At 35.7% G+C, this 13,568-nt stretch carries 13 protein-coding genes; all 13 read left to right on the forward strand.

Going from position 1 to position 13,568, the window contains the following annotated elements; all coding sequences use genetic code 11:
- The first annotated feature begins 245 nt into the window (after positions 1 to 245).
- The 13 genes from glmU to GFJ36_RS00255 all read left to right on the forward strand — a co-directional run bounded on the left by glmU (position 246) and on the right by GFJ36_RS00255 (position 13,380).
- On the forward strand, positions 246 to 1,625 hold the full coding sequence (gene glmU, locus GFJ36_RS00195; protein ID WP_088061459.1) for a bifunctional UDP-N-acetylglucosamine diphosphorylase/glucosamine-1-phosphate N-acetyltransferase GlmU: 1,380 nt from the start codon (positions 246 to 248) through the stop codon (positions 1,623 to 1,625).
- A gap of 18 nt (positions 1,626 to 1,643) precedes the next feature.
- The gene (locus tag GFJ36_RS00200) at positions 1,644 to 2,597 is read left to right on the forward strand and encodes a ribose-phosphate diphosphokinase (protein ID WP_000107420.1); all 954 of its coding nucleotides are present in this window, start codon (positions 1,644 to 1,646) and stop codon (positions 2,595 to 2,597) included.
- Positions 2,598 to 2,669: 72 nt separating this feature from the next.
- On the forward strand, positions 2,670 to 3,230 hold the full coding sequence (gene pth / locus GFJ36_RS00205; RefSeq protein WP_080377450.1) for an aminoacyl-tRNA hydrolase: 561 nt from the start codon (positions 2,670 to 2,672) through the stop codon (positions 3,228 to 3,230).
- Positions 3,231 to 3,300: 70 nt separating this feature from the next.
- Positions 3,301 to 3,525 carry an anti-sigma-F factor Fin family protein gene (locus GFJ36_RS00210; protein WP_000399441.1) on the forward strand — a complete coding sequence of 75 codons (225 nt, stop codon included), beginning with the start codon at positions 3,301 to 3,303 and terminating at the stop codon, positions 3,523 to 3,525.
- Between the two features lie 105 nt (positions 3,526 to 3,630).
- Positions 3,631 to 7,161 (forward strand): transcription-repair coupling factor, encoded by a 3,531-nt coding sequence (gene mfd, locus GFJ36_RS00215; protein WP_000579706.1) that lies wholly within the window; start codon positions 3,631 to 3,633, stop codon positions 7,159 to 7,161.
- A gap of 136 nt (positions 7,162 to 7,297) precedes the next feature.
- The gene (spoVT, locus tag GFJ36_RS00220; protein ID WP_088061461.1) at positions 7,298 to 7,834 is read left to right on the forward strand and encodes a stage V sporulation protein T; all 537 of its coding nucleotides are present in this window, start codon (positions 7,298 to 7,300) and stop codon (positions 7,832 to 7,834) included.
- Between the two features lie 232 nt (positions 7,835 to 8,066).
- Positions 8,067 to 9,668, forward strand: a complete 1,602-nt coding sequence (locus GFJ36_RS00225) for a putative polysaccharide biosynthesis protein (protein WP_157349419.1) — start codon at positions 8,067 to 8,069, stop codon at positions 9,666 to 9,668.
- A gap of 12 nt (positions 9,669 to 9,680) precedes the next feature.
- Positions 9,681 to 11,141, forward strand: coding sequence for a bifunctional methyltransferase/pyrophosphohydrolase YabN (yabN, locus tag GFJ36_RS00230; RefSeq protein ID WP_000014264.1), 1,461 nt, complete (start codon positions 9,681 to 9,683; stop codon positions 11,139 to 11,141).
- A 14-nt stretch (positions 11,142 to 11,155) separates the two neighbouring features.
- Positions 11,156 to 11,431, forward strand: a complete 276-nt coding sequence (locus GFJ36_RS00235) for an RNA-binding S4 domain-containing protein (protein WP_001234876.1) — start codon at positions 11,156 to 11,158, stop codon at positions 11,429 to 11,431.
- A 58-nt stretch (positions 11,432 to 11,489) separates the two neighbouring features.
- Positions 11,490 to 11,798, forward strand: coding sequence for a sporulation protein YabP (gene yabP, locus GFJ36_RS00240; RefSeq protein WP_000368630.1), 309 nt, complete (start codon positions 11,490 to 11,492; stop codon positions 11,796 to 11,798).
- Positions 11,795 to 12,448, forward strand: coding sequence for a spore cortex biosynthesis protein YabQ (gene yabQ, locus GFJ36_RS00245; protein ID WP_000059764.1), 654 nt, complete (start codon positions 11,795 to 11,797; stop codon positions 12,446 to 12,448). Before yabP ends, yabQ begins: the two co-directional genes overlap by 4 nt.
- Positions 12,445 to 12,804 (forward strand): cell division protein DivIC, encoded by a 360-nt coding sequence (divIC, locus tag GFJ36_RS00250; protein WP_001208737.1) that lies wholly within the window; start codon positions 12,445 to 12,447, stop codon positions 12,802 to 12,804. The genes yabQ and divIC overlap by 4 nt, the downstream gene beginning before the upstream one ends.
- Positions 12,805 to 12,891: 87 nt before the next feature.
- Positions 12,892 to 13,380, forward strand: a complete 489-nt coding sequence (locus tag GFJ36_RS00255) for a S1 domain-containing RNA-binding protein (RefSeq protein WP_000021454.1) — start codon at positions 12,892 to 12,894, stop codon at positions 13,378 to 13,380.
- Positions 13,381 to 13,568 lie beyond the last annotated feature (188 nt).

Genomic DNA, 13,568 nt, shown 5'->3' on the forward strand with positions numbered 1-13,568 from the left:
TTTTTTTGTGTGGTTTTATCTATTTTGTACGGAAAATTCTGAATTTATTAAAGTGAAGAGGAAAACTTCTAATTTTTTCAAAATCATTTTAAATAGTATAGCTTATTTCTTAAAAAAGATACTAAAGAGTAAAACATCGTATAAGAATTATGGTAAAATTTAATAGTTAAAATGTGTTTCTTGAAATATATGATGATTTAGGATAATATCGTTAATGGATAAATAGGTTGCGATGGAGGGTCTATATGTCAAACAGATTTGCAGTGATTCTAGCTGCAGGCAAAGGCACACGTATGAAGTCTAAGCTATACAAAGTGCTTCATCCTGTATGTGGAAAACCTATGGTACAACATGTTGTCGATCAAGTAACGCAATTAGGATTGCAGAAACTTGTAACAGTCGTAGGACATGGTGCTGAAATGGTACAAGAACAGCTAGGAAACGTAAGTGAGTTTGCATTACAAGCAGAACAACTTGGTACAGCACATGCTGTAGATCAAGCTGCAAGTGTACTTGCAAATGAAGAAGGAACAACTTTAGTTATTTGTGGTGATACGCCGCTAATAACTGCTGAAACGATGGAAGCATTGCTTCAGCAACATAAAGAAGCAGGGGCAATGGCAACGGTGCTAACAGCTTACATAGAAGAACCTGCTGGATATGGTCGTATCGTTCGTAATGAGAATGGTCATGTTGAAAAGATTGTTGAGCATAAGGATGCAAATGAGAAAGAATTAGCTATTAAAGAAATCAATACAGGTACGTATTGTTTTGATAATAAAGCTTTATTCGCCTCACTTTCTAAAGTTTCAAATGATAACGTACAAGGTGAATATTACCTGCCAGATGTTATTGAGATTTTAAAAAATGAAGGTCATATCGTATCGGCTTATCAAACAGAGCACTTCGATGAAACGTTAGGTGTTAACGACAGAGTCGCTCTATCGCAAGCGGAAATTATTATGAAAAACCGTATCAACCGTAAAAACATGGTAAATGGTGTTACAATTATTGATCCAAGTAACACGTATATTTCTGCTGATGCAATTATCGGTAGTGATACAGTTCTTCATCCAGGAACAATTATTGAGGGGAATACTGTAATTGGTTCTGATTGTGAAATTGGACCGCACACAGTAATTCGCGATAGTGAAATTGGAGATCGTACGACAATTCGACAATCTACTGTACATGATAGTAAACTTGGTACAGAAGTATCGGTTGGTCCATTTGCACATATTCGCCCAGATTCAGTTATTGGAGATGAAGTACGCGTTGGAAACTTCGTGGAAATCAAAAAAACTGTTTTTGGTAATAGAAGTAAAGCTTCACACTTAAGTTATATCGGGGATGCACAAGTTGGAGAAGACGTGAATCTTGGTTGTGGTTCAATTACGGTGAACTATGACGGTAAGAATAAATTCAAAACTGTGATTGGTAACGGGGTATTTATTGGATGTAATTCAAACCTTGTCGCTCCTGTAACAGTTGAAGATGGTGCTTATGTGGCAGCAGGCTCTACAATTACAGAGAATGTTCCATCAAAAGCATTATCTATAGCACGTGCACGTCAAGTTAACAAAGAAGACTATGTTGATCAATTGCTGAATAAGAAAAAATCATAATGTGGAGGGTTAATCTAGATGTCGACTCAATATCTAAATTCTAATTTGAAAGTATTCTCTTTAAACTCTAATAAGGAACTTGCTGAGCAAATTGCAAAGCACATTGGAGTAGGACTAGGAAAATGTTCTGTTGATCGTTTTAGTGATGGAGAAGTTCAAATTAACATTGAAGAAAGTATCCGTGGTTGCGATGTATTCATTATTCAATCTACAAGCTTCCCAGTAAACGAACATATCATGGAATTACTTATTATGATCGATGCATTAAAACGTGCATCTGCAAAAACAATTAATATTGTTATTCCTTACTATGGTTATGCGCGTCAAGACCGTAAAGCGCGTTCTCGTGAACCAATTACATCGAAACTTGTAGCAAACTTGCTTGAAACAGCAGGTGCAACTCGTGTAATCACTCTAGATTTACATGCTCCACAAATTCAAGGGTTCTTTGATATCCCAATCGACCACTTAATGGGTGTACCGATTCTTTCAGATTACTTTGAAACAAAAGGTCTTAAAGATATCGTAATCGTGTCACCAGACCACGGTGGGGTAACTCGTGCTAGAAAAATGGCAGATCGCCTAAAAGCACCAATCGCTATTATTGATAAGCGTCGTCCTCGTCCGAACGTATCAGAGGTAATGAACATTATCGGTAATATTGAAGGTAAAACAGCAATTTTAATTGATGACATCATTGATACAGCTGGTACAATTACATTAGCAGCAAACGCTCTTGTTGAGAACGGTGCTTCTGAAGTATATGCTTGCTGTACACACCCAGTATTATCTGGTCCAGCAATTGAGCGTATCCAAAACTCAAATATTAAAGAGTTAGTTGTAACGAACTCTATCGTATTACCAGAAGAGAAGAAAATCGACAAAGTACATGAACTTTCAGTTGCTCCACTAATCGGAGAAGCAATCATTCGTGTATACGAAGAAGAATCTGTAAGTGTATTATTCAATTAATTGGATAGAATGAGACGTAACCAAGATTGGTTACGTCTTTTCGTATCGAAAAAAGAAAGTAGTGGTACAAGAATGAAATTGATAGTAGGACTTGGGAACCCAGGTAGAGAATATGAATTAACAAGGCATAATATTGGATTTATGGCGATTGATGAACTTGCAAAGCGTTGGAATATTTCTTTGAATGAACAAAAATTTAAAGGAGTATTTGGTGCAGGATTTGTTAATGGAGAAAAAGTAATCTTATTAAAGCCACTTACATATATGAATTTATCTGGGGAAAGTATTCGACCACTCATGGATTACTATAAAATTGATGTTGAGGACTTCGTTGTTCTGTACGATGATTTAGACATCCCTGTAGGTAAATTACGCCTTCGTATGAAAGGTAGTGCTGGTGGACATAATGGTGTGAAATCAACAATTTCACATTTAGGAACACAAGAGTTTCAACGTATCCGCATGGGAATTGATCGTCCGAAAAATGGCATGAAGGTAGTAGATTACGTATTAGGACGTTTTACATCGGAAGAAATTCCTGATGTGAGTCATTCTATTGAAAAAGCAGCGGATGCATGTGAAGAATGGTTAAATAAACCTTTTCTTCAAATCATGAATACCTTCAATAGTTAAGGGTATGATTGGGAATATTTTGTCTTGTTTTTACCCATACTAGTAGTAATTGGATTTTTAGGAGGCTAGTATGGAAGGGTATTATTATTGCAGACATTGCGGGAGTAATGTAGGCTCCGTTACTGCAGAAAAAGTGTATAGCGACGTTTTATTTCAACTAACAGAGCAAGAAGTAGTAGAGATGATTCATTTTCATGAGAATGGAAATATATATATAAAAACGATTTGTGAATCGTGTCAAGAAACGCTCGCATCTTATCCTGAGTATTATGAATATGAAAAATTTCTGCAATAAAATGTTGTCGCTTTGGCATGTCCAAAGCATTTTTCTGTTTTCTTTTTCCAAAATATTTGCATAAAATATAGTGGCTTGCTCTTTATGTTGAGAGGGGTTTTGAAAATGATAGGTTTATTAGAGCAATTTTATAAAAATGAAGAGATCCAATCGGTTATTAATGGACTAGAAGATGGTTTAAAAGAACAACTTGTATCAGGTATGGCAACCTCTTCTCGTTCGTTATTAATGGCGGCCTTATATAAAAAAACAAAAAAATCACAACTTATTGTGACGCATAATTTATATCAAGCACAAAAAGTGCATGAAGATTTAGTGGCGTTACTTGGTGAAAAAGATGTGTGGTTATACCCAGTAAATGAATTGATAGCATCAGAAATTGGTGTTGCAAGCCCAGAATTGAAGGCGCAACGTATTGAAGTATTGAATCGTTTAGCGGCAGGAGAGAACGGGATTATTGTAGCGCCAGTTGCAGGACTACGCAGATTTTTACCAATGAAAGAGTTGTGGAAGCAAAGGCAAATCGAAATCAATCTAGGGCAAGAGATTGATTTAGATACATTCTTGCATACTTTACATCATATTGGTTATGAGCGTAAGTCGATGGTAGAAGCTCCTGGGGAATTCAGTTTGCGCGGGGGAATATTAGATATTTACCCATTAACTGAAGAGTTACCATTTCGTATTGAATTTTTCGATACAGAAGTTGATTCTATTCGATTATTTGATGTGGATGAACAGCGCTCTCAAGATAAAAAAGAAAGTGTTAGATTTGGTCCAGCAACAGAGTTTTTATTTTCACAGGAAGAATTGAAGTCGGGAATTGAGCATCTTGAGGAAGGCTTGACTAAGACGATGCAAAAACTTTCCGATGATAAATTGAAGACTACAGTGCTTGAAACGGTAAGTCATGAAATTGAGATGTTAAAAAACGGGCAAAGTATAGAACAGATGTTTAAATATTTATCTATTTTCTATAAAGAACCTGCTAGTCTGATAGATTATTTACCTGAAGATGGTATTGTGGTTTTGGATGAGATTTCTCGTATTCAAGAAACGGCATCACATCTTGAAACGGAAGAGGCGGAATGGTATATATCACTTCTTGGTGAGGGAACAATTATTCAAGATTTATCTTTCTCACACTCGTTTGAGGAATTTCTTCATCATAAAAAAAGAAGTTTTGTATATTTAACGTTATTCTTACGTCATATAGCACATACACATCCGCAAAATATTGTGAATGTGACATGTAAAACAATGCAAGATTTCCATGGGCAGATGCAGTTGTTGAAAACTGAAATTGATAGATGGAACGAAGGGCATTTTACGACTGTTGTGCTCGGCACAGATGATGAACGTGTAAAAAAACTACAACATATTTTAAGTGATTATGATATTGAGGCAGATATCGTAGAGGGCACAGATATATTATTGCCTGGAAGGTTGCAAATTGCTGTAGGTGATTTACATGCAGGATTTGAAATGCCGATGCAAAAGCTTGTTGTTATTACTGAAAAAGAGCTTTTTCATAAAAAAGTTAAAAAATCACAACGTAAGCAGAAGTTATCTAATGCTGAACGTATTAAAAGTTATTCGGAATTAAAAGTTGGAGATTATGTAGTTCATGTAAATCATGGTATAGGTAAATTCTTAGGTATCGAGACACTAGAGATTAATGGTGTTCATAAAGATTACTTGAATATTAAATATCAAGGTAATGATAAGTTATACGTTCCAATTGAACAAATTGACCAAGTGCAGAAATATGTAGGATCTGAAGGTAAGGATCCTAAAGTTTATAAATTGGGCGGAAATGATTGGAAAAAGGTCAAAACGAAAGTTGAAAAATCTGTACAAGACATTGCGGATGACCTAATTAAACTATATGCTGAGCGCGAAGCTTCAAAAGGTTATGCATATACACCAGATACGGCAGAACAACAAGAATTTGAATCTTCTTTCCCATATCAAGAGACAGAGGATCAATTACGTTCTATTGACGAGATTAAGAAAGATATGGAACGTGGACGTCCGATGGATAGGCTTCTTTGTGGTGATGTAGGATATGGAAAGACGGAAGTAGCTATCCGTGCGGCATTTAAGGCAATTATGGATGAAAAACAAGTTGCAATTTTAGTGCCGACAACGATCCTTGCACAACAACACTATGAAACAATTCGAGAGCGTTTTCAAGATTATCCAATCAATATAGGATTATTAAGTAGATTCCGTACGAGAAAACAGCAAAATGAAACAATTAAAGGCTTAAAAGATGGTACGGTAGATATCGTAATCGGAACGCATCGTATTTTATCTAAAGACGTTACTTATAAAGATTTAGGTCTTCTTATTATTGATGAAGAACAAAGGTTTGGTGTAACGCATAAAGAAAAAATTAAACAATTAAAAGCAAATGTTGACGTGTTAACATTAACGGCAACTCCGATTCCGCGTACACTCCATATGTCTATGCTTGGTGTGCGTGACTTATCTGTTATTGAGACACCACCAGAAAATCGTTTCCCAGTCCAAACGTATGTAGTAGAGTATAATCCAGCGTTAATGCGAGAAGCGATAGAACGAGAGCTTGCAAGAGGCGGGCAAATTTACTTCCTATATAATCGTGTGGAGGATATCGAAAGAAAAGCAGATGAAATTTCGATGTTAGTTCCAGACGCGCGTGTAACGTATGCACATGGGAAAATGAACGAGGGTGAATTAGAGTCTGTTATGCTATCGTTTTTAGAAGGGCAGCATGATGTTCTTGTAAGTACAACAATTATTGAGACGGGTGTAGATATTCCGAATGTAAATACGTTAATTGTATTTGATGCAGATCGTATGGGATTATCGCAGCTGTATCAGCTTCGTGGTCGTGTTGGACGTTCTAATCGTGTTGCATATGCATACTTTGCATACAAACGAGATAAAGTGTTATCAGAAGTTGCAGAGAAGCGTCTGCAAGCCATTAAAGAGTTCACAGAGCTTGGGTCAGGTTTCAAAATTGCGATGAGAGACTTATCCATTCGTGGTGCAGGTAACTTGTTAGGAGCCGAACAGCATGGATTTATTGATTCTGTCGGATTTGATCTATATTCTCAAATGTTAAAAGATGCAATTGAACAGCGTAGAGGAACAGATGGGGTTGAAAATACAGTTAATGTTGAAATTGATTTAGAAGTAGATGCATATTTACCAGATGCTTATATTTCAGATAGTAAACAAAAGATTATGATGTATAAACAGTTTAGAGGTGTTTCTGCAATTGAGGATATTGAAGAGTTGCAGGAAGAGATGATAGATAGATTTGGTGATTACCCGCAAGAAGTTGGTTACTTATTGCAAATTGCAAATATTAAAGTATTGGCAATGAAAGAACAAATTGAGTTAATTAAGCAAAATAAATTTGAAGTGACAATTCTGTTCTCAGAACAAGCAAGTCAAAATATTGATGGCGGAAAATTATTCATGCTTGGAAATAGTTTTGGACGTATGATTGGTCTAGGAATGGAAGGATCGCAATTGAAAATCGTTATGAAAACAAATGGTTTAGAGACATCGAAGTGGTTAACAATTGCTGAAAATTTATTAAAAGGCCTACCAGATGTAAAAAAAGAAGTCATAAATGCCTAATATAAGATAAAAAAATACAATTCGGCGTGCATAGAAGAACTAATGTGTAAAATACTATGTCTAACAGTTGGTGATTTTTACATGAACAGGTAAATTCACCACTTTGATCATCAGTAGAAAGTGAGGCAGCATTAGAATGAAAGCAACTGGAATCGTACGTCGAATTGATGATTTAGGTAGGGTAGTAATCCCGAAGGAAATTCGTAGAACTTTACGTATTCGAGAAGGAGACCCACTAGAAATATTTGTTGATCGCGATGGAGAAGTGATTTTGAAAAAATATTCTCCAATTAGTGAACTAGGTAATTTTGCAAAGGAATATACGGAAGCTTTATACGATAGCTTAGGACATAATGTGCTTGTATGCGATCGTGATTCTGTTATCGCAGTAGCAGGCGTATCTAAAAAAGAATACTTAAATAAAAGTGTTGGCGATTTAATTGAGAAGACAATGGAAGAGCGTAAGTCTGTAATTATGACAGATGAAAGCGAAATTTCAATTATTGATGGAGTAACGGAAAAAGTGAGTTCCTATACAATTGGCCCGATTGTTGCGAATGGGGATCCAATTGGAGCTGTTGTTATCTTCTCTAAAGAGGATATTATAAGTGAAGTAGAGCATAAGTCAGTAAATACAGCTGCAAGCTTTTTAGCGAAACAAATGGAGCAGTAAGGCTATATCGAATTTTAGAAGTAGCAATCTTTCCTAATTATGATATTTCTTTTTGAGAAATCAAATATTTGGAGATATATGTATATTGAATGAAGGTAGCGCTTTGCTACCTTTTTTCGTTGAACATTTCTAGCGTTGCACGAACGTATTATTACTCGTGTAGGCAAGGAAGCTTGTCCTTTTCTTTATGATATAATACGAGGGGTGAGAATAGAAAAAGGAGTTTTCTTGTATGGAATCGAAGAAGTATCAAGCCTTTTGGCGTGGGGCTATTATATTAACAATCGCAAGTTTTGTTACAAAGGTATTAAGCGCTTTTTACCGTATTCCATATCAAAATATAGCGGGTGATATTGGTTTTTATATTTACCAACAAATTTATCCGTTTTATGGATTTTGTTTAATTTTAGCTACTTATGGGTTCCCCATTATAATTTCAAAAATGGTTGCGGAACGATTAGAGCGAGGGAAACAACAAGAAGCAGAAGAAATTATCTGTGTATCTTTTTGGTTTTTATTAGGAATTGGTTTCGTAGGCTTTTTTACATTGTTTTTTGGTGCCGAAACAATTGCAGCAGCCATGGGTGATATACACTTAGATAAGTTATTACGTGTTATTTCATTTTCATTCATATTGATGCCGTTTTTATCTGTAGCAAGAGGATATTTTCAGGGGTTCAATAATATGATGCCAACAGCTGTTTCGCAAGTGATAGAACAAACAATTCGTGTTTCTATTATTGTATTTTTATCTCTATTCCTAATTGCTCGCGGATTTGATTTATATACAGTCGGTGCAGGTGCTATGTTAGGTTCAATCGCAGGCGGACTAATTGGGATTATCGTACTTGTACTTTATATGCTTCATGACTTTCGTTCTATATTTTTCAAGAGTGTAAAGAGAATTAAGGGAAAAAAGAGGATCATTAAAATTCTGTTTTGGCAGGGATTGGCGATTTGTGTTAGTAACTTAGTACTTATTTTTATACAAATGGCTGATTCCATTTCCTTCTATTCCTTACTTATTGGGGCAGGAGAGCAAGCTGAAAGTGCAAAGGTATTAAAAGGTGTTTACGACAGAAGTATCCCGCTTATGCAATTAGGTACTGTCGTGACAACTTCTTTCTCATTGTCACTTATTCCAATTATTACAGCGGCGAAGGAAAGAGGAGATCTTTCCTTTATTCGAGAAAAGGTAAAGTTAGCAATGAAAATAACATTTGTTATTGGATTTGCAGCTGCCATTGGATTAACTTGTATTATTCAGCCTACGAATATTATGTTGTTTGAAAATAGTGATGGGTCAGATGTTTTATCCATTTTATCTTTATCTATTTTATTTAGTTCATTGTCGATTACAACTGCTTCTATTTTGCAAGGGTTAGGACAAACATTAAAACCAGCAATATTCGTTATATTTGGGGGTTGTTTAAAGTTAGCTTTAAATTATACATTAATGCCGTATTTTGGTGTGAAGGGAGCTGCAATTGCAACACTAGTTGCGTTAATTGTAATTTCTGTGCTAAATAGTGCATTACTTATGCAAGCTGTATCCGAACCGCTTATCGATAAGCGTAATATGTTAGGTGTAGTTATTAGTGGTATCGGTATGGGGTTTGTATTAATAATATTTATACGTTTGATGCAAATGTCTGGATTAGTAATTGATACAAGGCATAGAGGAATTGCAACACTTGAGGCATTGTTAGGTGTAGCTATCGGTGGATTAACATATGTGTTTTTAATTTTAAAATTACGTGTATTTACAAAAGCGGAAATAGGAACCGTTATGAAAAAAGAGAAAAAAGAAGGTTCATTGAAGAAGAGTGGATAGAGGTGGCAGGTTGTGAGTGGAATCATTACTATTTTAGGATTAGGTGCTGGTGAGTTAGATCAGTTAACGATGGGTGTATATCGAAAAATAAAAGAAGCAGATCACATGTTTGTTAGAACGAAGGAACATCCCGTTATAGAAGAGTTGGAGAAAGAAGGTATACAATATACAGCCTTTGACAGTGTATATGAAGCGCATGATACATTTGAAATTGTATATGAAACAATCGCCAATACATTGTTAGAACAAGCTGAAGGCACAGAAATCATCTATGCCGTGCCAGGGCATCCGCTTGTAGCGGAAAGAACGGTTCAGCTACTGTTGGAAAAAGGTGAAGTAGCGAATGTTGAAGTGCGCATTGAAGGTGGACAAAGTTTCCTTGATCCTATGTTTGCGAGTCTAAAGATTGATCCGATTGAAGGATTCCAATTAATTGACGCCACATCATTTGAAAGAGGACAATTAGAATTACGTCAACATTTAATCTTTTGCCAAGTATATGACGCATTCGTTGCATCTGATGTGAAATTAACATTAATGGAGATGCTATCAGATGATTATGAAGTGTATATCGTAACAGCTGCAGGGACTTCATTTGAACAAGTTAAAAAGGTGCCGTTGTACATGTTAGATCATGAAACAGAGTTGAATAATTTAACGAGTGTATATGTACCACCAGTTAAAGAACGTGCGTCCTTGTATCAACAGTTTGATGTGCTTAGAGAAATTATTGCAGACCTTCGTGGACCGAATGGTTGTCCGTGGGATAAAAAGCAAACACATCAATCTTTAAAGAAGTATTTAATTGAGGAAGCTTATGAAGTGTTGGAAGCAATTGATGAAGAGGATGATGATCACTTAGTAGAAGAACTGGGTGATATATTATTACAAGTTATGTTGCATGCTCAAATCGGGGAGGATGAAGGTTGGTTCTCTATAGATGATATTATTCGAACTTTATCTGAGAAAATGGTTCGCCGCCACCCGCATGTATTTGGGAATACGGATGTAAATAATGCCGATGAAGTAATTGCCAATTGGGAAGAAATTAAAAAACAAGAAAAAGGATTCGTGAAAGAATCTGTTTTAAATGGGGTTCCAAAAAGTTTGCCACAGTTACTACGCGCCTATGAAATCCAGAAAAAAGCTGGCAAAGTTGGTTTCGATTGGGTTGATGTACAACCGATGATAGAGAAAGCCTTAGAAGAATGGCAAGAGTTCCAACAAGAAGTTACAAATATGGATGAGGCGAAAATGTTAGGTGAATTTGGCGATTTACTATTTGCGTTTGTGAATATAGCTCGTCATTATAAAATAGATCCCGAAGAGGCGTTACGTTCAACGAATGAGAAATTCGTCGGTCGTTTCTTATACATGGAAGCAAAGGTAGCTGAAATGAATAAAGAGATGCAAGATTTATCATTAGAGCAGTTAGACGTTTTATGGGAAGAGGCAAAACAAACAGAGCGTTAATAGGGGGATTTGATATGCGTCTAGATAAGTTTTTGAAAGTATCACGTTTAATTAAAAGAAGAACATTAGCGAAAGAAGTAGCTGATCAAGGAAGAATATCAATTAATGGTCAAGTGGCAAAAGCGAGTTCAGATGTAAAAGTAGCTGATGAATTAACAATTCGTTTTGGTCAAAAAATAGTAACTGTAAAAATAAACGAATTGAAAGAAACGACTAAAAAAGAAGATGCAGCAAATATGTATAGTTTAGTTCGCGAAGAAAAAGTAAAGGCTGAAGAAGGCTTGTTCTAAAATCAATTATCCCTTCATACATTACTATTAGCTAGTATAAATCTATGGGGGGATTTACGTGGATAATGGTTACTCACCTATGTCTTCTAATCAACAAAATGTTTCGGTAGAGCATGATATTATTATGCGTGGCAGGCGTGTAATTGATATTACCGGTGTAAAGCAGGTAGAGAGTTTTGATAGCGAGGAGTTTTTACTTGAGACCGTAATGGGTTTTTTAACAATTCGTGGTCAAAATTTGCAAATGAAAAATTTAGATGTAGAAAAAGGTGTTGTATCGATTAAAGGGAAAGTTCATGAGATGCTGTATATTGATGAGAATCAAGGGGAGAAAACTAAAGGATTCTTTAGTAAGTTGTTTAAATGAGCCTAACAATTCAGTTGTATACGATGCTCTCAATGATCGGAATGGGTGCTTGGATTGGAGCGTCTTTAGATACATACCAACGATTTTTAAAGCGGCAAGAACGTAAACGTTGGCTTGTATTTATTCATGATATACTATTTTGGATTGTCCAAGCATTATTCGTTTTTTATGTACTGCTTCTTGTAAATGAAGCTGAACTACGTATATATGTATTTTTGGCATTATTATGTGGTTTTGCGGCATATCAAAGCTTATTGAAAGCAATATACATGAGACTGTTAAATTTTCTCATCTATATTTTTATGCAAACAACACACTTTTTTGTTCAAATTATAAAGCTACTCATGATAAAACCTGTTATTATTATAGCGCAGCTATTTATTGCATTTATATTATTCTTATTTCGTATACTGCTTTCAATTGGACATGTGTTATGGAAAATGGTGATTTGGATATTACTTTTCATATGGAAAGTTTTTTTCTGGCCTGTTCGATTTATTGCTTCGCTCATATGGAAACTTCTCCCTAATCGTGTTAAACTTTTTATAATGAAACATGTAGGGTTCCTGCAATATATAGCAAAATTGAAGGGACACATCTTCCAATTATGGGGGCGTATAAAAAAGAAGTTAGGGGGACCTCGGAAATGAGGGAACTGAGACAAAGAACAATCGAAAAACAGAGTCCAAATCCTGTTAAAGAGCATATAATACAAACGGATGAGAACAGGAAGCGACTTTATCGCCGTTTAGCGGTTTTTCTTGTCTTTGCTTTTACAATTATTGCGAGTATTAGTGTAACGTTTTATCAACAAAACAGTTCCATTAGAGCAAAAGAAGCAAAAGTTAAGGACATGAAAAAAGAACTGGATTCATTAACGAATAAAGAAAAGAGTCTAAAAGACGAAGTTCAAAAGTTGAATGATGAAGAGTACGTATTAAAGATTGCTAGAAGGGATTATTTCTTCTCTGGAAAAGGGGAGATAATTTTTCCTGTTTCTAAGTAGAGTATGTCTTATTGACACTATATTTTAGGATTATATATAATAAAGTAAAATTTGACTTTTTAACCACTAAGGAGGAGCATTTTTTTTATGTCAATCGAGGTAGGCAGCAAGTTACAGGGTAAAGTAACAGGTATTACAAATTTTGGGGCTTTTGTGGAGCTGCCAGAAGGCTTAACGGGTCTTGTTCATATTAGTGAAGTTGCTGATAATTATGTGAAAGATATTAACGATCACTTAAAAGTGGGCGACCAAGTAGAAGTAAAAGTTATTAACGTTGAAAAAGATGGTAAGATCGGTCTATCTATTAAAAAAGCGAAAGAGCGTGAAAAAACAGAAGGAGATCGTCCACGTGGTGAATACCAACGCGGTGGCGGTGGCGATCAACAACGTTCTGGACGTCCACAACGTAATCGTTCTTTCAACAGAGATAACCGTGGCGGCGGTAACGAACGAGCTCCAAAAGAAACATTCGAGCAAAAGATGGCACGTTTCTTAAAGGACAGTGAAGATCGTTTAACTTCTTTAAAGCGTAACACAGAATCTAAACGTGGTGGCCGTGGCGCACGTCGCGGATAATAAGAACGTTTAATTCTTAGCATATAGAGAGGTACCCAGGGCGATTGCTCGGGGTGCTTTTTTATATGTGAAAATATATTTTTAAAAAAGTTTTCAAGATGTGTTGACTTTAAAATATATCTGAGGTAAGATACTAATTGTCCGTTAAATAAGACGACATGGCGGTGTAGCTCAGCTGGCTAGAGCGT

Source organism: Bacillus sp. EE-W1, from assembly GCF_009760835.1.
GTDB classification, from domain to species: Bacteria; Bacillota; Bacilli; order Bacillales; family Bacillaceae_G; genus Bacillus_A; species Bacillus_A wiedmannii.